Here is a 25,956-nt window from a genome sequence, read left to right on the forward strand (position 1 = left end):
AATATAAGGTATTTATACTTAGTACGAAAGGTGGGCAATTATGAGCCTAACAAGTTTAGAAAAAAAAGTACTGGCATTTTTAAAAGAAAATAACGAACGAGCATATAAACCAGACGAAATCGCACATCAATTAAATTATTCTGGCAGTAAAAATTATAAGAAATTAATTAAAGCCTTGGCTTTTTTAGAACGTGTGAATGAAGTTGAAGTCGATCATCGTGGTCGTTTTCAATCTTTAAATCAAGAAAAACTTATTGTAGGAACTTATCGTGCCAATGACCGCGGCTTTGGTTTTATTGATTATGCTCCTGAACAACCTGATTTATTTGTACCCCCTGGAAAATCAGGTGTGGCTATGAATGGTGATACGGTTGAAGTTTTGGTGACTAAAGCAGTTGATCCGTCTACAGGAAAAGGTTCAGAAGCAGAAGTGGTACATATCGTTGAACGTTCGGCAACAACTTTGGTAGGAGTATTTACTTCGTTTAACCAGATTTTAAGGGAGTCAACGGGCTATTTAGGGTCGTTGAAACCTCAAGGTGATTACAGTGATTTAGTAACGGTCTTTATTAAAGAAGATGGCATTCATCCAGCCGATCAAACGATTTGTTTGGTAGAAATAACAGAGTATCCACAAGCTGATGAACCCAACCATTTAGAAGGTGTTGTTGTTAAGGAAATTGGTCATAAGGATGCACCTGGTGTGGATATTCTTGCTATTCTTTATCAGTTTGGCATTCCGTCAGAATTTCCAGAAGCGATCATAGAAGAAGCGGAACAAATTCCACAAGTGATTGATCAAGAAGAGGCTAGTCGTCGCCGGGACTTGCGTGATGAATTGATTATCACCATTGACGGAGCGGATGCTAAAGACTTAGATGACGCGATATCTTTAAAACGTCTTGAGAATGGGAATTATTTATTAGGGGTTCATATCGCGGATGTGTCCTACTATGTAAAAGAAAATAGTCCTATAGATCAAGAAGCTTTTGAAAGAGGGACATCAGTTTACTTAACAGACCGTGTTGTACCAATGTTGCCACAACGATTATCGAATGGGATTTGTTCTTTACACGCAAATGAAGATCGACTAGCTGTATCTTGTGAAATGGAAATAGATGGTAAAGGGAAAGTTGTTAATTATGATATTTTCTTAAGTGTCATTAATTCATCATACCGTATGACCTATACCGATGTTAATGCGATTTATGATGGGGACGAAGCATTAAGAGAAGAATTTAAAGAAATTGTTCCAATGTTAGATGATATGTTGAATTTACATTTAATTTTAGAAAAAATGCGCCATCAAAGAGGGGCTTTAAACTTTGATGCACCTGAAGCTAAAATTATTGTTGATGAAAATGGTCATCCGATTGATATTGAATTGCGTGAAAGATTCCAAGGGGAACGCTTAATTGAATCATTTATGCTAGCAGCTAATGAGACAATTGCTGAGCATTATACACAAAAGCAAATTCCTTTTATCTACCGTATTCATGAACAACCTGATGAAGATCGGATGCAAAAATTTGCTGAGTTTCTTACATCATTTGGTGTCATCTTAAGAGGCAACGTTGAAACCATTCGACCTAAGCAACTACAAGAAGCTTTGGATGATTTAAAGGAACATCCATATTATCAAGCTGTTTCTACTTTAATGTTGCGTAGTATGAAACAGGCCAAGTATAGTGAAGAACCTTCAGGGCATTATGGTTTAGCTGCGGAAGATTATACGCACTTTACTTCGCCAATCAGACGTTATCCGGATTTAATTGTGCATCGTATCATTCACTTAGACTTAGAACGTAAATTATCTAATAAAGAACAAGCACGCTGGGAAGGCATTCTGCCTGAAATTGCTGAACATTCATCGAAAATGGAACGTCGTTCAGTGGATGCAGAACGAGAGACCGATGCTTTGAAGAAAGCTGAATATATGGTGGATAAAGTTGGGCAACAATTTGAAGGAATTATTTCATCTGTCACTTCCTTTGGTATTTTTGTTCAATTACACAATACGGTAGAAGGATTAATTACGTTACGTAAATTAACGGATGACTTTTATCAATTTAACCAAGATCATATGATTTTAATTGGTGAAAAAACAAATAAAATCTATCGTATTGGACAATCAGTCACCATTGAAGTAGAAAGTGTTGATGTAGCTGAAAAAGAAATTGATTTTAATTTAATTGATGCTACACCGATAGAAGATTTTGATTTAAAACAATTAAACCGTCAAAAGCAAATAACAAAAAACAAAAAAGATAAAGATCGAAATAAAAATAATATGCGTCGTCAAGCACGAAAAAGTAGCAAACAATCTAATCGTTCAAGCAAAAGGCAGAATCAATCGAAAACGAGAAAGAGAAAGTAAATAATTGCAGTTGTAGGTGAAATTAGACTATGAATAAAACAAAAGATAAACCATTAGCACAAAATCGTAAAGCACGGTATGATTATGAAATTATCGAAACTTTTGAAGCAGGTTTAGTTCTTAAAGGGACTGAGATAAAGTCTGTTAGAAATGGTAAAATAACCCTTCAAGATGGTTACATATCAATATATGGGGGAGAAGCATGGTTAAAAAATGTTCATATTAGCCCTTATGAACAAGGGAATATTTTTAATCATGATCCCCTACGTGATCGTAAATTACTTTTACACAAAAGTGAAATTTCAAAATTGGAAAATGAGACCAAGCAATCAAGTATGACGGTTATACCACTAAAAGTCTATCTTGTCCGTGGTAGGGCAAAAATATTAATTGGCTTAGCGCGTGGTAAAACAAAATATGATAAACGTCATACTTTAAAAGAACAGCAAGCAAAAAGAGATATCGACCGTGCTTTAAAAAGCCGTTAGTTCAAATAACTCGTAAGACTGTATACAGCAGCTTACGAGTTATTTTTATTTAATCTATATTTTCTTTTTCAAACAAAAAACCAGTATATCGTATTAAAGCTTTTCCTCTTTGGATTTCTTGTGTAAATTGCGTATGATAACTATGATCAAAGCGATTAACATGATATTCAAACTGCTGAATAGAAGGGACGAACTGGATGTTCATATAGTCGCTATGAAATTGCTGTCCTTCAACAATAGGTTGCTTCCATTCAAATTGACGATTTCGTTGGCGTTGATTGGCCAAACGATAACCATTTGATAATAAATCATCTTGAATAAGATAAAAAGCTGCTAACCAATCAGTTTTACCTTCATTTAACTGCGGATGATTTAAGTATTGATAGCTTGCGTCAGGCATAATTTGACCAAAACAGTGCAAGTCAGCCATAGAAGAGCAATAATTTAATCCTATTTCATCCACAAAGACTTCAGTATAATACAACCAAAAACGTTCGTGATCACCTTCGGTCTCAAGTTGTTTAATACCGAATTGGCAGTTTAATGGCCATGCTTGGATGACACTATGATTAGCGTCTATTTCTTGATGGATTAAATTAATTTGTGAACTGATTGTTTGCTGTAAATCTTCGCTAATCAAATCAGTATCTACTGTTAAAAAATTATCCAGCATTAAATAATGGATTTGAGCTAAATAGTAATTTTGATAAGCTTTATTTTGAGAACTTTGTGTATAATTTAACCTAAGAATCCCCCAGTAGATCAACTGACTAATCACCATAAACACAAGAACGATTGGCATCGAATAGGCAAGCTTAGCTTGTTTGCTTCTATTTTTCACGCATTCACTCCCTTAGCTAAGTCTAATTTTGCCTGATTAACAAACGACTTTCAAAAACTTGAAGATTTTGAAATTGCAGGCGAATATCAATAATATTATCATTTAAGTTAAGCGTCCAGTTTTTGACTTGATATAAATAAGGATGGTGGCCAGGTGTTTTGTAGATTTTATTATTTTGATAAATAATTTGATAAGCTTGATTATTTGTTGGATCTCTTAAATAAATAATATTATTTTGAACTTTTTCAAATTTAAATTGTTCTAATTCTTTTTCTAAAGTAATAGTGAATAGCTGCCATTCAGTCGATTGATCAAAACGAATGTACTCATTAATTTGATTGTAATGGTTAAAACAGGCCATCAAACCACTGATAATTAAACTGAAAACAAACAAGGATAATAACATTTCTATGAGCGTAAAAGCTTCCTTATGTTTTTTATCCATCATTTTGCATCAATAGCTCAATTTGATAAGAGCTTCCATCATTAAAAAATATTTGACAGTATAAAGGTTGACATTCAAATGCATCGACTGTGAATTGAGCATGTTTTGCTGGATAAACTATTCCTTGTGTCTCCATATCCATCTTGACGTGCTCATAAAAAATTCTCAATTTGCTGGCTTCAGCATATTCATTCTTGATCCGTTCAACTTCTTGAAAATAAGCGGGGACATACAACATCAATATGAAACTAAAAACACTAAAAGCAATTAAACTTTCAAAAAGAGTGAAAGCTTGTTTGTTAACGTATTTCAAAACGACCACTTCCTAACTGAAATACCAATGAAATACTCTTATTTTCTTTTTGATGATAAAATGTTATGGTATCAAAACGATTGGTTCGACCATTAGCAAGATAGAAAAAGCTGTAAGTCTTTTTTATTTGCCAATCCTCTGGAAAATATAAATAAGTTAAAACATGAGCTGAATCTAGCGATTCGATGCTGAGAAGTTGATGTGTTTGATTAAAAAGAACGCGGATGGTCTGATTTCTCGTAATGGCCTGCGTTTGAGCATCATTTAATTCTTGAGTTAGTTGATCAAAGAAAATCCGATTATTGATGGAATCCATTAAATGATTGTTTGGAATCCAAGTAAATATCACTAACATAAAACCAATAATTAATAGAACTAGTAGTGACTCTAATAAAGTGTATCCACTTTTTGTATGCATTATGGTTCAGTTGTTAATAAAGGTGGTGTCAGGGTAACATCATCGGTTAAACCTAATAAGGTTTTGGCTTCATTAGATTGCTTAACAGTAATATAACCTCCTGTTGTTAATTTAGCTAAAGTAATATCATTATCACCTTCAACTAATTCATAAGTATTCATTTGCATTTCAATGATTTCTGCAATATTAGACTTAGCTTGTTCCTGAATACGATTTCTTTGACCGGCAACGTTTGGGATAATAATCGCCATTAATAGTGCTACAATCACCAACACGACCAACATTTCTACCAACGTAAATCCGGACTTCTTTTTCTTTATCGTTTCTTGTTTTCTAATTTCCATTATTATAACCTCCTAAATTCCTTCCATGGTTAACATAGGTAACATCATCATTAAATACAGTGACATGATTAAAACAGCAATTATCATGAACAGTATAGGTTGCAACATATTCAGTTTTTGTGTTAGATCTTCCATTAATTCCGTGAAAATACTACTACTATAAATCAAACATTTTGTTCCAACTTGACTAATTAACTCACCTTGATAAATAACTAAGGGTAATTCATTCGTAAAAATTTGAAGGTCACTGACAATTTGCGTTAAAGCTGTTCCGTTAATAAATTCTTTGTTCATATAATTCGCAATTTCAGTCATAAAGGGATCAATCGGGTAACTAATCCATAAATCAATGATTTGCTGGATGGAATAACCACCACTAAAAAAGTGACCTAATTCCTTTGTTAAACGGTAAGAGCAATATTGTCTGATCCACTTATTTATTAAGGGGATTTTAACGAGAATCTGATAACGTTTAAGGTGAGTTAATCGCATTAAGTAAAAATCAAAAAATAAATAAAACAGTAAACTAATAGCTAAAAGTAAACCGAAAATCTGAGGCAAGTAATTGAAAAAGTTTACCAATAGACGAACTAAAAAATTTTGTTCAAACACCTCCTGACTGATAAAAGATGCAATTTGAGGCAGTAAAAAGGTCCGCATGCCAAATAGAAGGAAGATAAGAAAAACACTCATTATTAAAGGATAGGTCACAATTTTAAGGATTTGTTTACGATAACAATCAGCAGTTTCGATTTGTTTGGCATTGTCCATTAAGGCCTCAATAAAACGACCTTGTTTTTGAGCATAAAATAGTTGAGCGACTGTGTTTAGAGAAAATCCTAATTCTTGAATGCTTTTTTCAAAAGGGATTCCTTGAGCTAATTGTTTTTCAACCAATTCAATTAAATGTACTTTTTTCAACATCAGTAGTTTTAAAAAGTGTAAACTTTGATTAATTGAAAAGCCTTGACTTAATAGTTCAGAAGTCGTTTGTAAGAAATAAGCTTTTTGCTTCTCCTTTAATGTTGTTGCTGAACGACTAAACAAGTTCAAATTGTTGGTATGCTTTTTGGTTGATGTATCCATATGCCCACGCCTTTCTTAATTTACGATTAAGTGAGAGTTTAGGAAAATGATCTTGTTTAGTATGATTTAAAGCTTTTTGTAGTTCGTTGCCAGTCAGTAATTCTAAAATGGCTGCTCTTTTTTGATTGGTTGGCAGATGATTACATGACATATGGCATCGGCCCTGACATAAAAAACAATGGCGTGGAACAAGGCGTTGTGAAACAATACCAATGAGCGTTTGCTTTAGTTGTTCATCTGTAACACCTAATTCTTGTAAACGAGCAATCACCCCCTCGGCATTTTTAGCATGAATTGTTGCAATCATTAAATGACCGGTTAAGGCGCCACGAATGACCATTCTTGCTGTGAGTTCATCTCGGATTTCACCTATTAGCAGAATGTCTGGATGATGCCTTAAACTTGCTCGAATAAGCGTATCATAATTAATTCCTGCTTTTTCATTTACTTGTGTTTGTAAAAATGCTTGTTCATAAATTTCAACAGGATCTTCCATTGTCATAATCTGTAATGGTTCCTGTTCGACTCGCTCACGCAGTAATTGATAGATTGTGGTTGTTTTTCCAGATCCTACAGGACCTGAGAATAGTATTAATCCACTTTTACGCATAAATAATTGACGTAATATGGTTAAATCATTAGGAAAATAAGTCTGAATTGCTTGACTTACTTTTGGTTGTTGTGCAAAAATCCTTATAACTAGTGATTCAAGTAAATTAACATTGGTAATTGTCGACATACGCAGTTCAACAATTTGATCATTTAAAGATAATTGAGTAGCCCCAGATTGAGGTTTTCGCTTTTCACCTACATCCATATCTGCTAAAAATTTAAAGTGACTAATAAATCTCTTGCCTAATTCAATGGATAAATGTTGATAAAAAACTAATTGACTATTAATTCTGAAATAAACATGATACATTTGTGCTTGTGGCAAAACATGAATATCTGATACTCCTGAAGTAACGGCAGCCTTTATAATTGCTTGAACTAAAGTTTCTATCATAAGTAAGTACTCCTTTAATCGACATGTCATACATATATACACAAAAAAACGCGATTTCCATTTTTTATTTAATAAAACTTTTTGCCTATAAAAAATATCCCTTAACTATACTTGAATTCTTGGATATGTTAAAATGGTAGAGTGAAGATTGTTGTCTTTTCAGCAATATAATGAAAAACTATGAAAGGAAGTAAGTAATATAATGATTTTTAAAATTATTTATCAAGAAAACCCAAGTCAAGTTCCATTACGTGAAAATGCGAAAACACTTTTTATGGAAGCAGACAGTAAAGTAGAGGTTCGTCAAAGATTAGCTGATAATACTCCATATAATATTCAGCACATTGAAGAAATTTCAGGAGCCTATTTAGAGTATGAACAAAGTAGTCCTGACTATCGTTTAACGGAGTTTTAATATGAGTGTTAATGTTAAAAATAATGAAGTAGGCGTCTTCGCCTTAGGTGGATTAGGTGAAATTGGGAAGAATATGTATGGAGTCCAATTTCAAGACGAAATAATTATTTTAGATTGTGGCGTACTATTTCCCGAAGATGAACTACTAGGGATTGATTATGTGATCCCTGATTTTCAATATATCTTACAAAACAAGCATAAAGTAAAAGCGGTCATTATTAGTCATGGACACGAAGACCATATTGGTAGTATTGCTTATTTATTACAAGAACTAAATGTGCCTATTTATGCGGGACAATTAGCAAGTGCTTTAATCCGTAATAAATTACAAGAAAAGAACTTATTACGTGATGCTGAAATTCATGAAATTAATGAAGATTCAGTGATCCGTTTTAGAAAAACAAGTGTCGCTTTTTATCGTACGAACCATAGTATTCCAGAAGCTTATGGGATTGTTGTTAAAACACCTCCAGGAAATATTGTCTTTACCGGTGACTTTAAATTTGATTTTACGCCAGTAGGTAAACCTGCAGATTTGCACCGTATGGCTCAAATTGGTTCTGAAGGTGTTTTACTACTAATGGCAGATAGTACTAATGCTGAAATACCAACCTTTACCCAGTCTGAAACAGTTGTGGGACAATCGATAAAAAATATTATTCAACAACTGGATGGCCGCGTTATTTTCGCAACCTTTGCTTCAAACGTATCAAGACTTCAACAAGTTTTTGAAGTTGCTAGAGAAACAAACCGTAAAATTGCAGCTTTTGGACGAAGCATGGAAGGTGCCATCAAAATTGGATTAGAGTTAGGCTATATTAAAGATGATGAAGAATTGTTAATTGATAACCGTGATATTAATCAATATCCAGCCGAAAAAATGATTCTTTTAGTAACTGGCTCACAAGGGGAGCCGATGGCTGCTTTAAGTCGAATTGCTAATGGCACACACCGCCAGATTACAATTCAGCCAAATGACACAGTAATCTTTTCAAGTTCACCAATTCCGGGGAATACAATCAGTGTCAACCGCTTAATTAACCAACTTATGGAATTAGGTGCAGAAGTTGTTTATGGAAAAGTCAATAACATCCATACTTCTGGACACGGTGGACAATTAGAGCAATTAATGATGTTAAGATTAATGAAACCGAAGTTCTTTATGCCAGTGCATGGACAATACCGTATGCAAAGTATTCATGCTGTATTGGCACAAAGAACCGGAATACCTAAAGAAAACTGCTTCATTATGCAAAATGGTGATATGCTAGCTGTGACAGAAAATACTGCACGCATTGCTGGTCGTTTCCAAGCGCAAGATATTTATGTTGATGGTAGTGGAATAGGCGATATTGGTAATATAGTGTTACGCGATCGTAAAAGTTTATCAGAAGACGGTCTAGTCATTGTTACAGCAACGATTGATTACCAAGATAAAGCTATTATTTCAGGTCCAGATATTATGTCGCGTGGTTTTATTTATATGCGTGAATCAGGCGATTTAATTAGTGATATTCAACAACAAATAAAAGCTGCCGTAAATCGTGGTTTAAACGAAAATGGCAATCAAATCAATGAACGCATGATTCGCGAAATCATTCTTGACACAATTAAACCATTAATTTATGAACGAACACAAAGAACCCCAATGATTCTCCCTGTATTATTGGATGTCAATAAAGGAGTCCGTAATCGTAAAAAGAAAACGAATAAAGTAAGTAACGAAGGCTAAGAGATTTAAGTAAGAAAGTAGGAAAATAATTGACTAATCGTATAGAAGCATTAAGAGAGACATTTGGTAATCAAAATATAGAAGCAATTCTTGTAACAGAATCTAAAAACTTACGTTATTTAGCGAATTTTACAGGTAGTGCAGGAGCTGCCCTCATTACCAAAGACGAAGCATATTTTATCACTGATTTTCGTTACACAACGCAAGCTAACGAACAAGCTAAAGGATTTACCGTGGTAATTCATAAAGCGGGCATTTATCAAGAAGTCAACCAATTATTAGTAAAACATAATATTGATATTGTTGGTATTGAAGCTCAAAGTATGAAAGTACAAGATTACATCACTATTCAAGAATTATTTGAAGCTAAAATTGTGCCGACGGTAGGTGTCATTGAAAAAAATCGTGAAATAAAAGATGAGGCTGAATTAGCCATTATAAAAGAAGCATGTAAAATTACAGACGAATCCTTTGAACATATTTTGACTTTTATAAAACCAGGTGTAACAGAAATTGAAGTGGCTAATGAATTGGAACGTTTCTTGAAAACCAAAGGTGCTTCTGCGATGTCATTTGATACAATTGTTGCCTCAGGGGTTCGCTCAGCGATGCCTCATGGGGTAGCGAGTGAAAAAGTCATCGAAGATGGTGACATCATTACGTTAGATTACGGTTGTTATTATAAAGACTATAGTTCAGATATGACTCGTACGATAGCAGTTGGTAGTATAGATCCTAAGCTAGAAGAAATTTACCATATTGTCCTGGAAGCTCATGAACGTGTTAATGCAGGTGCTAAAGCTGGAATGACTGGTAAGGAAGTTGACGCTTTAGCAAGAGATTACATTATTGAAAAAGGTTATGGTGAATACTTTGGTCACAGTACGGGTCATGGATTAGGCTTGGATGTACATGAGTTACCATCACTTTCATTTAGAAATGAAGAACCATTGAAAGAAAATATGGTTGTTACGAATGAACCAGGAATTTATATTGAAGGACTCGGTGGTGTAAGAATTGAAAATGATTTAATTGTCCGCAAAGATTCAGTTGAACAATTAAATAACAGTCCTAAACATTTAATCATACTATAAAATAGGAGGGGTATTATGGCAAAATCGAAAACTGTACCATTTGAAATGAACCAAAATCCTGCCGGTGAAATAAATATCACCCTTAGCGTCTTAGAAACAATTGCTGCAAAAGCTGCAACAGACGTCGAAGGTGTCAATAAAATGCACACATCTTTCCAAAAAGAAGTAGGTGGATTTTTTGGCATGGACCGTGAACGTATGGGGGCAACAGTAAAAAAAGAAGGCAATAATTTAACGATTGATATTCTTGTGCATTTACAATATGGCTATTCCGTTCCTGATGTCGCTTTTAAAGTGCAAGAACGTGTTAAAGAACAAATTTTGTTCATGACGGATTTAGTTGTCCAAGCAGTTAATGTTCATGTTGTATCGATTGATACCAATCCTGATCGTGATACTGGATTTTTAAGTTTAGAAGATGAATTAGGTGAATAATTTTGAGTCATGCTAGACAATTAAGACAATCTCGTATTTTAGCGGTGCAGACCTTATATCAATTTACAGTACCTACTGAAGACTCAATTTCAAAAGATGAGGCGATTGAGTTTGCACTTGTATCTGGAAATGACCCAGATACTGGTTATAAATCAATTCCACATCCTTATTTTTATACTTTAGTTGATGGGGTTATTTTCAATCAACAACAAATTGATGAATCAATTTCAACCTATTTAACAAATTGGAACTTTGACCGGGTAACGCCTTTGGATCTAACTATTTTAAGACTGGCTTTTTTCGAAATTCAGTACAGTGAGAATCCCGTACCTTTTAAAGTTGCAATTAATGAAGCAATTGAATTATCTAAAGTTTTTAGCGATGATAAATCACGTCGATTTATAAGTGGTATTTTAGGGAAGTTAAGCCAGTCAGAAGAATTAAAATAAAAATTACCAAAAAAACAGATAGAACTCCATTCAATTGAGTTTCTATCTGTTTTTATTTTTAGATAAAGATCTTTATTGAATTACTGATACAGAATAAAACACGTACATATCATGAATAATTCTGTAACTAAAAGTCACGTATTTAATTATTTTTATAATAAAGCTTGACAAGTTTTTTTTGTATAGTGATTTTGAAATCGATTTCATACAGTTGTTACTTTTTCCTATCTCTAGTCCAAAGCTTATTACCAATAATCAAATGTCGGATATTAAAATTAGTATATTTTATAAGGAGATTGATTATGAAACAGTACTAATAAATCAATAGCTGGTTCAGGACTCTGGTCACAAGCTAGCTTAACTAAAATTCCTCCAGCTGGTTTAAGTTATTACTATAATATTGAATAAAACGTCACTAGACTTAAAAGAAGCAAAATTAGCTTCTTTTAAGTCTTTAATTGCATAATTAGTATTTATTTTCAAATATATCCTTGAAAGTGGGGTTGATAATATTGAAAACTAGCATCAAAGTGATTTTTGTTTTATTGCTTGTTGTACCAACATTAATACTCATGAATTTATTTCAAACGAATGAACGAGATCGCCTGCAAGCGATAGAACAAACTGAATTTTCGGAAAATTTCTATTTAACAGATGCAAATCAAACAATTGAAGAAGTATTAAATAAATTCGTTGAGCTCAGTGAAACAAATTCAGTCAATATTTTTAGAACTGATAGATTTGATGGTGCTATCGTTAAGTCTGTTATGTATAATGAGCAAAGTTTTCCGACAGAAAATTTTCGAATTCCACAAGAAGTTTTATTTGAAAATACAAGTGATGTATATGCTAGTTTTGCTGAGGACAAGAATTATACGATACTAGTATTCTCTAGTCGAAATAAGATCATTCTGCAAACTTTAGAGAATTACTGCTCAGATACTAGTAAATCTGTCAATGGAACCTATACGGTTGTTGCTAATAATAACGAAGATTTAGATCAAACAATCAATCAATTAAGTGAATTTTTTGCTATAGATAGAACTCATCTAATTTCCCCACCATTCGTAGGTAGAGTTGGATATATCAATATAGACCTTATCCTAATGGTTGTGGTTTTTATTCCAGCTTTTTTAATTTTAATGTTATGTATTACTTATTATCCTATTAAAGAAATAAAAGCAATTGGTGTGATGAAATTACATGGTTATAGTTCACACAAGATAATTTTTCAACTCATTAAAGAACCGCTTGGGATTGGACTTATAGTCTGTATCATATTATCCATTATTATTTTTTCTACAATAAATTACATTCCAGAAAATTTTGTTCTTGCTTTATTTTTAACTTATTTCCTAGTTTCTCAATTATTTTTGTTACTAAATTTAGCAGGTTACTTCCTCATTAGAAATGTTACCATTAGTAGTATGTTAAACGGTTTCACCAATTTCAAAAGTGGCGTCATTTTAGGCTATATGATTAAATTTGGTCTTGTTGCAATCGTTAGTCTAGTTTTTATTAACCTTTCATTAACTTTTGATGCAGTGAAAGAACAATCTGATTATGTTGCTAATTGGGCAAAACAAGGTGATTTTATAACATTTGAAAACTATCGTACGAATGGGGAGTATACTCAGAATGCGTTATTGAGTAACGATGCCTTTGAAGATATTTTTTTTGATTTATTCGTAAGGCTAGAAGAAGAAACTAATGCTTACTATGCTTATGGTGAAACGTATGAACCTGTTCAAAACTTTACTGCTTTAGAGTCATATTCTTCTTTTACAACTGCAGATAGTTTTAATGTTATGTACGTAAATGAGCTATATTTAGATTCAATTAACATGAGTTACCCAAAGCTAGATTCCAATATGCATCAGTACTTAATACCTGAAAACCTTAAAAATGATGAAGACAAAATATTTTTATTTTGTCAGAGCTTAGTGTACAGTAATTTATCTTCCAATCAACGTGAAGAGACGAATCTTTTTGAAATTCCAGTTCAATTAACTTATTATCAAACTGATTATCAAGTTTTCCCTTTTAATTCAAGGTTATCTGATTCTTTTGAAAATCCTATTTTCTCAATAGTTAATCTAGATAATATTAGAGATTTTGAAAAACCGATTTTAACGAATACTGGAGAAAATAACCCTATTAAAATTAAAAACACTCCCGAGAATAGATTAAAAACTGAAAAAATTCTAAGTGAAATTAATAATCGTGATTTAACAATTAATTTATCATCTTTAAGCACGATCACACAAGAGATGCGAGATTCATTTATTCTAGGGATGAATTATAATATAATCATTATTGTTGTATTAATTGTTTTGAATTTGTTTTCATCCATATTTTTATTTGCAACAATTATACAAAGTGTAAAAAAAGAACTCGCTATTATGAAATTTTTAGGAATAAAATTGATGGAAAGATATAAATGGCCATTAATAAGTTATTTATTGCTTTATGTTATTCAGATGATTTTGATGCTGATATTGAGTCATTCAATTTGGATTTTACTTGCGGTTCTTTTATCAATAGCTATTGATTTTCTAGTCGTACTAGTCTTTATCCGTAATATAGAAGGAAAAAGTTTGGTATTAGCCCTAAAAGAGCACTAAGTGACTAGGGTAGGGAGGAGAATAAAAATGATTGAATTAAAGAATATCAATAAAGCTTTTGGTTCAAAAGAGATCTTAAAGAATCTTGATTTGAACATTGAAAATGGTGAATTGGTAGCATAAATTGGTCAGAGTGGGTCCGGAAAATCAACTTTACTAAATATCATTGGCTTAATCGAACCATTTGATTCAGGAGAACTTAATTTTAATGGAATCAAAGATATTAAAGTTAATACATCAAAGTCTCAAGCAATCATTAGGGATCAAATTAGTTATTTATTTCAAAACTATGCGTTAGTCGATAATGAGACTGTCAAATATAATTTAGACTTAGCTTTGAAATACACCCAAAAATCAAAACAAGAAAAAAAGATATTATTTCAAATATTTTATCAAAAGTTGGACTAGCTGATATTGAAAGTAAAAAGATATATGAATTATCTGGTGGGGAACAACAACGTATTGCAGTTGCCAGAGCATTTATCAAACCAAGTAACCTTGTTTTAGCCGACGAACCAACAGGCTCACTGGATGATGAGAATAGAGAAAATATTTTAAATCTGATTATAGAATTAAATAAAAGTGGAAAAACTGTTATCATCTTTACACATGATCAATATGTAGCTCAAGCATGTTCAAGAATCATTGATATTCATGCGATTCAATCAATGACATAAGTATAATAATAGAAGATGGGATGAATTTCATTTGTGTGAATATAAATGAAATTCATTTTTTTGCTTTGAAATGTAGTTTATAGCCCAAATTTTCTATCTTTTACAATTTAAAATGCAGAGATATTTATTTAACGACAGTTCATTTGACTTAAAAAAAATATTGGCTTACAATAGTTAAGGATATTAATTTTATTCACGTACTAGGTGAAAAATGTAGATTTTAAAATCTATATTATGTGTTTTAATATAGGGCTGCCATAGCTAAGTCGATTCGGGGTGTTATTCTGTTTTTTTAAAAGACAGAAAAGTACTCTTTTTTTATTTTATTAAGATGCATGTCATTTTTTCACTTAGTTGAAGCAAATTCAATTTAATTTGGAAGAGGGGAATTTATGTTAACTTTATGGAAGATGATGGATAAGAAAAATCTTATCAAAATATTTCTATTGATTTTATTTGAAGCAATAATGTTTATGCTGTTACCAACATTAGCTTCAGATATCTTAAACTATAGTGCATTGAATGGAGATGTTCGTTTAGTTTGGATAGTAGGAATTGCGATGCTATTACTTAATACGCTCTCATTAGTTCTAGCTTTTATCAGTGTTAAAATGAGTGCAAAAGAATCTCAAGGTTTAGGGCATAAAATACGTAAAAATATGTTTGAAAATATCATGAATTTTTCACAAGAAGATATTGCGAAATTTGGAACGTCCACACTGATTACACGTACAACTAATGATGTCATGCAGGTTCAGTTAGTAACCCAAATGGTTATTCGTTTAATTATCATTTCACCTGTTATCATGTTAGTTTCAATTTACTTTGCTTATCAAAAAGAGTCACAATTAGCATGGGTTTTTGCTATAACACTTCCATTAATTGTTTTAGTTGTTAGTATCATCTTATATTTTGCGAGTCCAATTTTCCGTTCAATCCAAGGGAAAACTGACCGTTTAAATAAGGTCTTTAGAGAAGGACTAACAGGTATTCGAGTGATTCGTGCTTTTAATACGACTGAATATGAAGAGGCACGTTTTGATGATGCCAACACTGATTTCAGAAATACTTCCATTAGAGCCAATTCGATTCTTGCTTTTATGTTACCAGGCTTGTTACTTGTCATGGCAGTATCAAACTCGCTGATATTCTTAAATGGTGCTCAATTAATTAGTATTGGCGAAATGGATGTCGGTAACTTAATTGCTTTTGTTCAATATGGTTTTATGATTTTAAACAGTGTAATACAAGTAGCTTTTCTGTTGTTCTTCTTACCAAGGGCTCAAGTTGCGGCAGAACGTATTTTAGAAGTGATGGAGACTGAGCCTTCAATTGAAGACTTAACTAAAGAAGTGGATGTTCTTGAAAATAGAGAAGTTACCTTAACCTTTGAACATGTCGATTTTGGCTTCCCAGGAGCTGAACGTCCTGCAATCGAAGATATTAATTTTACTGCTTCTAAAGGCGAGACACTTGCAATTATTGGAGGAACAGGTTCAGGGAAAACCACAATCGCAAACCTCATTCCAAGATTGTATGAAGCAAGTAAAGGTAAAGTTCGGGTTAACGGTGTCAATGTAAAAAATATTCGTCAAGAAGAATTACGTTCTAAAGTAGGATTCGCCCCTCAAAAAGCTTTACTGTTTTCAGGAACCATCCGTAGCAACATGCAATACGGGAAAGAAGATGCAACGGATGAAGAAATCTGGGAAGCTTTAGAGATTGCGCAAGCGGATTTCGTTAAAACCTTAGATAAAAAATTAGACACAAGAGTTGATCAAGGTGGTGTCAACTTCTCAGGTGGACAACGTCAACGTCTAAGTATTGCGCGAGCTATCATTAACAAACCAGATATTTATGTTTTTGACGATACTTTCTCTGCCTTGGACTTTAAGACAGATGCTAATCTAAGAAGGGCCTTAAAACCAGTAACAAAAGATTCTATCACCGTTATTATTGCACAGCGAGTAAATACTGTAATTGATGCAGATCGGATTCTTGTGTTAGAAAATGGTAAAATTGTTGGGGAAGGTACGCATCAAGAATTAGTGGCCAATAACCCGGTTTATCAAGATATCGTTTCATCACAAATGAAAGGAGATGATCAGTAATGGCAGAAAACCAAAAAAATACAAGCCAAAGAGAAGCAAAGCCAAGAAATTTTTGGGGTACTATACAACGATTAGTTAAATATATGTCGAGCCTTGCTTGGTGGATGTTGCTCGTAATTATTTTTGCAGCTATTTCCGCTGTTTTACGCGCTCAACTCCCTAGAATTATGGGTAATATCACAACAATTGTCTTTGAAGGAGTAAGTAAAGGCTGGCAAGGGAATGGTGAAGGATACTTCCCAATCGATTTTGAAGCTGTAACAAATACCGTATTAATTTTAGTAGCTACATATGTCCTTTCTGCAATTTTCAGATATTCACAACAATTTATTACAGCTCGAATTTCTCAGCATACTGTATATCGTTTAAGACGTGATATCAAAGCCAAAATGGGCCGTTTACCGATTTCATATTTTGATTCACATTCTTACGGTGATATTTTATCCAGAGCTATTAATGATATGGACCAAGTGGCAGGATCATTAGGGCAGTCACTCACACAGTTAACGACAAGTGCTGTTTCGCTAGTAGCAGTATTGTTTACTATGCTTTATTTGAGTGGTAGCTTATCGTTTATTGTATTGTTAATGATTCCTTTGAATTTGATTGTTATTCGTTGGGCTGCACCTAAAGCTCAGAATCAATTTAATTTACGTCAACAAGCTTTAGGGAATTTGAATGATTTTATTGAAGAAAAATATTCTGGGCAAACTGTTGTTAAAATTTACAATCAGGAGAAAACAGAAGCGAAAGAATTTAATAAGCGGAGTGAAGAATTAAATGAAGCTTCATGGAAAGCAGAATATTATGCCGGATTAATGAATCCATTAGTGGGTACCGTGAAAGATATGATTTATGCGTTAATTGCGTTATTTGGTGGGATTGGCATTATTAATGGAACTACTACAATTGGTGTTGTTCAATCGTTCTTACAATATACCAACCAATTTAGTAATCCGTTTCGTGAGCTGGCCAACTTAGCCAATACTATTCAAATGACAGTTGCAGCAACTGAGCGTGTTTTTGAAGTTCTTGATGAAATTGAAATGGAAAACCCTAAAGGTTTAGAAGATAAAAATGATAGCTCATATAAAGTTGAATTTGAACATGTTCAGTTTGGCTACAACAATAATCAACTATTAATGACTGATTTTAATTTAAAAGTTAAAGAAGGTGAAATGATTGCCGTTGTAGGACCAACTGGTGCTGGTAAAACAACATTGATTAATTTACTTGAAAGATTTTACGATGTTTCTGGTGGAGCAATTCGTTATAATGGACGCGATGTTCGTAATATGAGTCGTGAAGATTTAAGAAGTAAGTTCTCTATGGTTTTACAGGATACTTGGTTGTTCAATGGAACCATTTGGGACAATTTAAAATATGGTGCTGACGAGAATATTTCGAATGATGATATTTTAAATGCATCAAAAGCTGCTCACGTCCATGATTTTGTTCGTTCGCTTCCAGATGGTTATCAAACAATGTTAACCGAAGATGGGACGAACTTATCACAAGGTCAGCGTCAATTGATAACGATCGCTAGAGCTTTCTTACAAGATCCAGATGTACTGATTTTAGATGAAGCTACTTCAAGCGTGGATACAAGAACTGAAGTATTAATTCAAAGGGCGATGAATCGTCTGCTTGAAGGCCGTACGAGTTTTGTAGTGGCTCACCGCTTATCAACTATCCGCGATGCTGACAACATCATTGTAATGAATCAAGGTGATGTGATTGAATCAGGTAACCATGACGAATTGATGGCACAAGATGGCTTTTATGCTCAATTATATAATGCGCAGTTTGCATAAGGATTTTAGTCTTTATTATAAATAATATAAAATTTGGGACAAAAACTTTAGCTATCTAAATAAACAGAAACCGCTATTTCATTCATGAGTAAGTGGTTTCTGTTTTTTTGTGTTAAATTAGCTGCATTTCTTAATTTGTAGGTCATTATGGTTGAGCTAATGTCGGTCAACGTATTACTTGACCTACAATAACGGTTTTTAATGTCGGTGAACTAGCGACTTGACCAACAATAAAAGTCTTTAATGACAGTGGACGCCTCCGTCGACCGACAAAAGCCGCAATTAATGTGAGTTAACTCTACACCAAACCAACATATAACACATACAATTTTTGATAAACGTTACTTTCATCTCAAGCACTATATTTTTTGCTTCAATGAATGCTTTCTATAGTATAATGAAAAGAAAAGGAGCTTTTTATGCCAAATATCACACTAGATTACGTCAAAAACCATTTGCCTATCAGAAAATTCGATGCATATAAAGCAAACTTTGGGCGTGTTTTATGTATTGGTGGCAATCATGAAATGGGAGGCGCTATTATGTTAGCAGCGGGGGCTGCTTTACATACAGGGGCTGGTCTTGTTACGATTGCATCCGATCAAGTTAATCGTACTAGTATTCATGCACGTACGCCTGAGATAATGTTCGCGGATATATCTGATTTGTATCGGTTAACAGAGTTGGTGTCGAAAATGGATATTATTTTAATAGGACCAGGCTTGGGTCGAAGTGAGGAAGCCTCACATATCTTTAATACAGTCATGCAGTCAATGAGCGAAAAGCAATATTTAGTAATCGATGCAGATGGTTTATCGTTTTATAAAAAATATCGACAAGAATATACGCTATCTGCTAAAAAAATTATTTTAACCCCACATTTAGGTGAATGGGAAATGTTAACTGGAGTCAAAGCCAATGAAGAACATCATGAAATAAATAAAACTGCCCAAGAACAGCTTGGAGCTATTGTTGTTTTGAAAAAAGCTCGAACAGAAATTTATTATGATGATGAGGTCTGGACAAATACTTCGGGTAATCCAGCGATGGCTACTGGTGGTATGGGGGACACATGTGCAGGAATGATTACTGGCTTTTTAGGACAATACGCTGATGCAACTCAAGCGATTAATTCAGCTGTCTTTTTACATAGTTACATAGCGGATCAATTAGCTAGAAACCAATATGTAACTTTACCCAGCCGAATCATTGAGTGTATCCCAATGACCATGAAAGATTTTATAAAAGGAAAAATATGATGACATTATATGAGTTATTTGATGAGTTACCTAAATATGCAGATGCACAAAATAAAATGGCTATGGAACGCTATATGCGGAATCAGTTTGTATTTTTTGGCATTAAGACGCCTTTAAGGCGTGAAATCAGTGGTATTTATTTAAAGGAAGCGAATAAAAGAGCGAAGGCTGCGAGATATGCAAGGGATTCTGTTGATTGGGATTTTGTGAGTATGTGCTGGAAGAGGCAAGAACGAGAGTTTCAAATGTTGGCAATTGATTATTTGCTTGCTTTAAAAGAATGCTTGGCGCCAGAAGATATCGATTATTTACAAAAGTTAATCATCAGCAAATCGTGGTGGGATTCTGTAGATGCATTGGCTAAATTAGTAGGTCATATTTGTTTAAAGAAAGAGTCAATGCAGGCTTTAATGCTTGATTGGAGCCTTTCAGACAATTTATGGCTACGTCGAACGGCAATCATTCACCAATTAGCCTATAAAAAGAAGACGAATCCAGAACTTTTAACCCGAGTTATTCAAAATAATTTAGCAAGCCAGGAGTTTTTTATCAATAAAGCCATTGGATGGGCTCTTAGAGAATATGCTAAGACGAATCCTGACTGGGTTATTACATTTTTAATTGAAAAACAAGATGTAATGAGTGCTTTGAGTATGAGGGAAGCTCGCAAAAATTTGAAGTAATTATAAATAAATGACGTAGAAAGGGAAATTGAATGAGCCAATACTTGTCAGTCGTTATTGTGGATGATGATCCAATTCAACTTGTTTATATGGAATCCTTGTTACAAGAAATAGGTCAACAGTTAAAAGTTGCCATCAAGGTCGATCAATATACTCATGGAAAGGCATTTTTGTTTGATTTAGAGGATCGCCTCGATTGGCAAATCGCTTTTTTAGATATTGAAATGCCAGAATTAAATGGTATGGAAGTGGCTAGAATTATTCGTGAAAAAGATTTACAATTAAGTCTTGTTTTTGCTACCGGTTTTGCTGAATATGCCATTGAAGGCTATGAAGTGAAAGCTTTAGCTTATTTGTTAAAGCCAATTAAAATAGAAAAAGTTAAGCGTGTCATTGAAAGTTTCCTGCAGTCTCAGCCTGAGGAAGAAAAGTCGGTTGTGATTGAAACAGAGGGAACACAGGTAAGAATCTTATTGAATGAGTTAATTTATCTTGAAGTTAAACAACGTGAGTTAGAAATTGTAACAACGAATGCATCTTATTTAATTAGACAACCACTTTCTACATTTCAAAACCAATTAGATCATCGATTTATACAGACCCATCGCTCATGTGTAGTTAATTTGGATTTTGTTAGTCACATTTTAAAGCAAGATGTTCTACTACTGAATGGAGATAAAGTTCCTTTATCGCGTCGTCAAGCAAAAACGATTCAAACAGCATTTATAGATTATCATAAACAGAAGGTAACCTTACAATGAATTATTTATTTATATTGCTTATCTTACTCATTTTACTCGTTTTAGTTCTTATTATTCGGATATTATATCAGCGGAAAGAATTAACCTTTCATAAGCTTCAACAAGAAGAATTGGATGATTATGCTATTGAAGTTGAACATATTTATCGGCAATTAAAAGCAATTCGGCATGATTATCGTAATCATTTACAAGTTATGGATGTATTTGTAAAATCAAAACAATTTGAATTATTAGAAGTGTACATCCAACAACTAAATAATGAATTGAACCAAGTAGATACTATTATTCAAACAGGTAATACCTTAATAGATGCTTTAGTAAATACGAAATTGTCTATTGCTAAGCATAAAGGGATTAGATTAGATGCCACAGCCATTGCCCCTGTTATATTGCCCATTCAGAATGTTGATTTATCAGTGATTATTGGAAACTTGTTGAGCAATGCCATCGATGCAACGACCAATCAACTTCAGCAAAACACGAAATCGAATCCTTTTATCCGTTTATACATTGCACCTATGACTAATAATTTGTACATTAGTATTACTAACACAATGGATAAAAATCCTCAGAAAAATTTTATGTCAATCAAAGCTCCCAATCGGCAAGGCTATGGTATTAGACGGATTGATGAGACCGTTCAAAAATATCAAGGCTTTGTTAACCGACAATGGGAAGAAGGAGTGTTCGTTACTGAAATCACGCTTCCCTTATTTAACAAAACCTTAGATTAAGTAAAACACTTATTCTAAGGTTTTTACCTTTTAAACCAAAAAACCAACCGTTTAAACACAAATAAGTAATTCCTTCAAAAAATTATATATGATACAGATGAGGTGAAGAGAATGAAGAAAAAATGGAGCAATTTTATATTATTATTAAAAGAAATAACATCGTATTCAAAAACCATTTGGGTTTGGATGACGGTGAATGTGTTGGTAAAAACGATTCTGCCTTTAAGTCGAATTGTTCTTTCAGCAATGATTATTGAATGGTTAATAGAAGGAATACATATTGAGCAGTTTTTATTTCAATTAGCCATTGGCATTGCTATTGTATGTCTTTTAGAGTTGGTCGATGAAGGTCTGTTATTTTATTTTGAATCAGAACGTGATCGCTTTAGATTAGGAATTGGGACAAAGATTTCTGGTCAAATTCTTTACTTGGATTTTCCCAATATACAATCTGAGGAAGGTCAAGAAAAATATACGTCTGCACTTGGATTAGCCGGTAGTCCTGCAGCTCTGTTTGGACGTATCATTACAGACCTAATGGAATTAAGTAGTGCGGTTTTTAGTGCTTTCCTTTATGCTTCCTTAATATTTCAAGTGGATCGATTATTTCTTATTATTATTGCTGTGATGATTATCGGCTTGTTAATCTTTAATGTGTTACAAAAACGGGTGAATGAAAGAATTAACTTGAAAAAATCTGCCAATAACAGACAAAATTCATATTTACGTCGTTTGTATGGTGATTTGCGTTTAGCAAAAGATATTCGACTTTATCAGATGATGGATTGGTTTATGGAAATTAAGCAGGGTATTTCAGCTGCTTATATTGACATCATGCGTCCTAAAAACAGATTAATATTTTTTGAAAATATTTACCTTTCAATTGGAACAATTATTTTAACGTCCTTTGCTTACATTACAAGTATTCAAGAATTTGAAACTGGCGCTTTGAATGTGAGTGGTTTTGTGGTGTATGTTGGGGCGATTACTCTACTAGCTTCTACGATTACCGTTTTAATTAATCATGTTTCAATTTTAGATCAAGATTTAGAAGAAGTTCAGTATTATGCTGATTTTATGAATCAACCAGCAGTATTTAATCATGGTAAAGGTCAAGTTTTACCAACAGATGATATTAGCGTGGAGTTTAGAAATGTTAGTTATACTTATTCAAGTAAGTCTGAAATGGCTTTAGAAAATATTAGTTTTACATTTAATCCACGTGAAAAATTAGCCATTGTCGGCGAAAACGGAGCAGGTAAGACAACCTTAATCAAATTGATGAGTGGTTTAATTAAGCCAGATTCGGGAGAGATTTTGATTAATGGCATTAAGCAAGAGCAGTTTAATATCGAGGAATATTATGAATTGTTTTCAACGGTTTTCCAAGATAATTATTTATTGACCTATTCAATAAAAGATACCATTATTCAAGGAATGCCTTTTGAAGAAGACCGCTATCGTAAAGTATTAGAGCAAAGTGGCGTCGAGAAGTTTTTAAATCAATTTAAAGATGGTGACGAAACGAAAATTGTGAAGGATGTCGATCAAGATGCGGTTCAACTATCAGGCGGTCAACTACAAAAATTAAAATTGGCCCAAGCTTTATATAAAGATGCGCCGATATTAATTTTAGATGAACCGACTGACGCCCTTGACCCCATTTCAGAACATGAAGTTTATCAAGATTATTTAACTTTTTCACAAAATAGATTATCTTTATTTATTTCCCACCGTTTAGCTTCTACTCGTTTTTGTGATCGTATCCTTTATTTACGTGAAGGGAAAGTAACTGAGGTAGGCTCACACAATGAATTGATGGCACTAAAAGGAGATTATTATAATCTCTATGAGGCGCAAGCCTACTATTACCGTAACAATACTGAGTTAAAGGCGGAAATGGAAGAGCTAGAAATTGAAGTTGGAGGGGTGATTTAATATGAGAAATAGAGCTTTATTTATTCGGGCTTTTAAAGATTTATGGCGGGTAGGCAAGACATATTATTCGCTTACTTTTCTACAATATTTGGCAACTGCTAGCCAAACCTTTATGTCATTTATTTTTATGAATCGATTGATAACCTTGATGAGTCAACAAGAAATGATTAGTGCTTTTAATTTGATTGTTATTTATTTAGTTGTTTTCGCTATTTTGCAATTAATCTCCACTCTTATTCGGCCATTAGTTAATAATGCTCAAGAATTAACTCAAAGGCGTATCCAAGAATTGCCTTTTGAAAAAATGTTAACTTTGCAATACCATTTAGCTGATAGTGCCGAAACGAAACTAAGTCTTGAACGTATACGGATTGGTAATTTGTCGCGTCAATCAAGTCTAAATTTAATGAATGTCCGCATCCCGTATTTAATCGATTATTTTATTCGTATTATTTGGTCGATCATTTTGTTGATCCCTATGTTTACACAAACTAACCACACTGTTGCTGAGCCATTTGTTTGGTTAACGAGTCCCTGGGTTTCATTAATTTTTGTGGTAGGTATCATTCTATCGATTTATATCCAGTCGCTAAGTTCTGGTAAAGCATCTGCTTTTATGGAAAATATTGATGAATCGATTATCCGCACCAATACCATGTTTAATTATGAAAGAGATATTTTAGCAAATGCTGAATCAGGAAAAGAAATTCGTTTATATAAGTTACAGGATAAAATCTTTCAAAATCAACTAGCATTAGATAAGTCTACAGGTGAGTTAATCGTTACATTAACCCATATAGGTATAAGCGGACATCTTTTAACGACAGTTGTTAATCAAGTACTCCAATACTTTGCTTATGCTATTATTGGGATCCGTGTCATGTTAGGCTTGTTACCTATTGGACAAATTGTTCAGTTGTCGAGTGCCATGACCCAGTTACTTGTCAATTTACCAAACTTTATTCAGTATTTAGTTATGATGCTTTCGCAACCAGACGTTTTAGAAGAATATTATGCCTTTATGGATTTACCGGATGAAAAAGAAGTTGGCAGTTTACCGATTGAAAAGCGTTTAGATAATAAATATCACTTATCCGTTGAAAATTTATCCTTTGCATATCCGGGGACTGAAACAAATGTTTTAGATGACATATCTGTCGATTTCGAAGTGGGTAAAAAGTATGCTTTAGTAGGAGAGAATGGGTCAGGGAAGTCTACCTTTATTAAGTTACTCATGCGTTTATACGATCCATCAGCCGGGCAAATAACATTGAACGAAATTAATGCCCAGAAATATCGTTTAACAGAGTACTTTAAATTGTTTTCAGTTGTTTTCCAAGATTTTAGATTACTTAGTTTAACTTTAGGGCAAAATATTGCGGTCAATCAAAGTTATGATGCTGAACGTGCCATGGAACATATTGAAGAACTTGATTTAAAACAAATGGTGGATCATTTACCAAAACAATTGGATACTTATTTAAGTAAAGAATTTGAAAGCGATGGGGTGAATTTATCAGGTGGTCAAGAACAAAGAGTTGCTTTAGCCAGAGCTCTATATAAAGATGCACCCATTATGATATTAGATGAACCGACTGCAGCTTTAGACCCGGTGACTGAATTTAAAATTTACCAACAATTTGATGAATTAATTAATCATAAAACAGCCTTTTATATTTCACATCGTCTATCAAGTTGTCGTTTTTGTGACGAGATTTTGGTTTTCGACCAAGGCAAAATCATTCAAAGAGGCTCACATGAGGAATTAGTAGCTGTTGAAGGAAAATATGCAGACCTTTGGAATGCACAAGCTCAGTATTATCAATAAAAGGAAATAAAATTTGTCCACCCTCAACGTAATGATGAGGGTGGACAAATTATTTCATACACTCACCATTATCTTACTTCTTAA

General features: G+C 33.4%; 23 protein-coding genes and 1 pseudogene. 17 read left to right on the plus strand and 7 right to left on the minus strand.

Annotated features, from left to right (window positions below; genetic code table 11):
* Window positions 1-40 precede the first annotated feature (40 nt).
* A complete protein-coding gene (gene rnr / locus ACTQ54_RS06525) occupies window positions 41-2,377 on the plus strand; it encodes a ribonuclease R (protein ID WP_441755329.1) in 2,337 nt (778 codons plus the stop codon).
* A 29-nt stretch (window positions 2,378-2,406) separates the two neighbouring features.
* Complete coding sequence (smpB, locus tag ACTQ54_RS06530) at window positions 2,407-2,865, plus strand: SsrA-binding protein SmpB (protein WP_441755330.1); 459 nt, start codon at window positions 2,407-2,409, stop codon at window positions 2,863-2,865.
* Window positions 2,866-2,914: 49 nt separating this feature from the next.
* On the opposite strand, the gene ACTQ54_RS06535 is transcribed toward smpB, so the two are convergent.
* The 7 genes from ACTQ54_RS06535 to comGA are packed head-to-tail and all read right to left on the minus strand — an operon-like array spanning window position 2,915 to window position 7,318.
* Complete coding sequence (locus tag ACTQ54_RS06535; protein WP_441755331.1) at window positions 2,915-3,706, minus strand: hypothetical protein; 792 nt, start codon at window positions 3,704-3,706, stop codon at window positions 2,915-2,917.
* A 22-nt stretch (window positions 3,707-3,728) separates the two neighbouring features.
* A complete protein-coding gene (comGF, locus tag ACTQ54_RS06540) occupies window positions 3,729-4,151 on the minus strand; it encodes a competence type IV pilus minor pilin ComGF (protein WP_441755332.1) in 423 nt (140 codons plus the stop codon).
* Window positions 4,144-4,464 carry a hypothetical protein gene (locus ACTQ54_RS06545; RefSeq protein WP_441755333.1) on the minus strand — a complete coding sequence of 107 codons (321 nt, stop codon included), beginning with the start codon at window positions 4,462-4,464 and terminating at the stop codon, window positions 4,144-4,146. The genes comGF and ACTQ54_RS06545 overlap by 8 nt, the downstream gene beginning before the upstream one ends.
* A complete protein-coding gene (comGD, locus tag ACTQ54_RS06550) occupies window positions 4,451-4,882 on the minus strand; it encodes a competence type IV pilus minor pilin ComGD (protein WP_441755334.1) in 432 nt (143 codons plus the stop codon). The genes ACTQ54_RS06545 and comGD overlap by 14 nt, the downstream gene beginning before the upstream one ends.
* Window positions 4,882-5,226, minus strand: coding sequence for a competence type IV pilus major pilin ComGC (comGC, locus tag ACTQ54_RS06555; RefSeq protein WP_441755335.1), 345 nt, complete (start codon window positions 5,224-5,226; stop codon window positions 4,882-4,884). The genes comGD and comGC overlap by 1 nt, the downstream gene beginning before the upstream one ends.
* 12 nt (window positions 5,227-5,238) lie before the next feature.
* Window positions 5,239-6,312 (minus strand): competence type IV pilus assembly protein ComGB, encoded by a 1,074-nt coding sequence (gene comGB, locus ACTQ54_RS06560; protein ID WP_441755336.1) that lies wholly within the window; start codon window positions 6,310-6,312, stop codon window positions 5,239-5,241.
* Window positions 6,266-7,318 carry a competence type IV pilus ATPase ComGA gene (comGA, locus tag ACTQ54_RS06565; protein WP_441755337.1) on the minus strand — a complete coding sequence of 351 codons (1,053 nt, stop codon included), beginning with the start codon at window positions 7,316-7,318 and terminating at the stop codon, window positions 6,266-6,268. The genes comGB and comGA overlap by 47 nt, the downstream gene beginning before the upstream one ends.
* A 202-nt stretch (window positions 7,319-7,520) precedes the next feature.
* Between comGA and ACTQ54_RS06570 the strand changes: the two genes are divergently transcribed.
* The 15 genes and pseudogenes from ACTQ54_RS06570 (at window position 7,521) to ACTQ54_RS06640 (ending at window position 25,872) form a co-directional block, all read left to right on the plus strand.
* Window positions 7,521-7,733, plus strand: coding sequence for a DNA-directed RNA polymerase subunit epsilon (locus ACTQ54_RS06570; RefSeq protein WP_441755338.1), 213 nt, complete (start codon window positions 7,521-7,523; stop codon window positions 7,731-7,733).
* Window position 7,734: 1 nt separating this feature from the next.
* Window positions 7,735-9,465, plus strand: coding sequence for a ribonuclease J1 (gene rnjA / locus ACTQ54_RS06575; RefSeq protein WP_441755339.1), 1,731 nt, complete (start codon window positions 7,735-7,737; stop codon window positions 9,463-9,465).
* Window positions 9,466-9,494: 29 nt separating this feature from the next.
* Window positions 9,495-10,559 (plus strand): M24 family metallopeptidase, encoded by a 1,065-nt coding sequence (locus ACTQ54_RS06580; RefSeq protein WP_441755340.1) that lies wholly within the window; start codon window positions 9,495-9,497, stop codon window positions 10,557-10,559.
* Window positions 10,560-10,574: 15 nt separating this feature from the next.
* Window positions 10,575-10,994 (plus strand): Asp23/Gls24 family envelope stress response protein, encoded by a 420-nt coding sequence (locus ACTQ54_RS06585; protein WP_441755341.1) that lies wholly within the window; start codon window positions 10,575-10,577, stop codon window positions 10,992-10,994.
* Window positions 10,995-10,996: 2 nt separating this feature from the next.
* Window positions 10,997-11,443 carry a transcription antitermination factor NusB gene (nusB, locus tag ACTQ54_RS06590; RefSeq protein WP_441755342.1) on the plus strand — a complete coding sequence of 149 codons (447 nt, stop codon included), beginning with the start codon at window positions 10,997-10,999 and terminating at the stop codon, window positions 11,441-11,443.
* Window positions 11,444-11,955: 512 nt separating this feature from the next.
* Window positions 11,956-14,067 carry a hypothetical protein gene (locus ACTQ54_RS06595; protein WP_441755343.1) on the plus strand — a complete coding sequence of 704 codons (2,112 nt, stop codon included), beginning with the start codon at window positions 11,956-11,958 and terminating at the stop codon, window positions 14,065-14,067.
* Window positions 14,068-14,190: 123 nt separating this feature from the next.
* Window positions 14,191-14,744 (plus strand): annotated as a pseudogene (locus ACTQ54_RS06600) (ATP-binding cassette domain-containing protein).
* A 392-nt stretch (window positions 14,745-15,136) separates the two neighbouring features.
* Entirely contained in the window at window positions 15,137-16,855 is a 1,719-nt protein-coding gene (locus ACTQ54_RS06605; protein WP_441755344.1) for an ABC transporter ATP-binding protein, read from the plus strand.
* Window positions 16,855-18,669, plus strand: coding sequence for an ABC transporter ATP-binding protein (locus tag ACTQ54_RS06610; protein ID WP_441755345.1), 1,815 nt, complete (start codon window positions 16,855-16,857; stop codon window positions 18,667-18,669). Before ACTQ54_RS06605 ends, ACTQ54_RS06610 begins: the two co-directional genes overlap by 1 nt.
* Window positions 18,670-19,088: 419 nt before the next feature.
* A complete protein-coding gene (locus ACTQ54_RS06615; protein WP_441755346.1) occupies window positions 19,089-19,928 on the plus strand; it encodes an NAD(P)H-hydrate dehydratase in 840 nt (279 codons plus the stop codon).
* The gene (locus tag ACTQ54_RS06620) at window positions 19,925-20,611 is read left to right on the plus strand and encodes a DNA alkylation repair protein (protein ID WP_441755347.1); all 687 of its coding nucleotides are present in this window, start codon (window positions 19,925-19,927) and stop codon (window positions 20,609-20,611) included. Before ACTQ54_RS06615 ends, ACTQ54_RS06620 begins: the two co-directional genes overlap by 4 nt.
* A gap of 32 nt (window positions 20,612-20,643) precedes the next feature.
* Entirely contained in the window at window positions 20,644-21,372 is a 729-nt protein-coding gene (locus ACTQ54_RS06625) for a LytR/AlgR family response regulator transcription factor (RefSeq protein ID WP_441755348.1), read from the plus strand.
* A complete protein-coding gene (locus tag ACTQ54_RS06630; RefSeq protein WP_441755349.1) occupies window positions 21,369-22,106 on the plus strand; it encodes a sensor histidine kinase in 738 nt (245 codons plus the stop codon). Before ACTQ54_RS06625 ends, ACTQ54_RS06630 begins: the two co-directional genes overlap by 4 nt.
* A gap of 111 nt (window positions 22,107-22,217) precedes the next feature.
* Entirely contained in the window at window positions 22,218-24,044 is a 1,827-nt protein-coding gene (locus ACTQ54_RS06635; RefSeq protein ID WP_441755350.1) for an ABC transporter ATP-binding protein, read from the plus strand.
* Between the two features lies 1 nt (window position 24,045).
* Complete coding sequence (locus ACTQ54_RS06640; RefSeq protein WP_441755351.1) at window positions 24,046-25,872, plus strand: ABC transporter ATP-binding protein; 1,827 nt, start codon at window positions 24,046-24,048, stop codon at window positions 25,870-25,872.
* Window positions 25,873-25,956 lie beyond the last annotated feature (84 nt).

Origin of the sequence: Fundicoccus sp. Sow4_H7, from assembly GCF_052115865.1 — a bacterium.
Classification (GTDB): domain Bacteria; phylum Bacillota; class Bacilli; order Lactobacillales; family Aerococcaceae; genus Fundicoccus_A.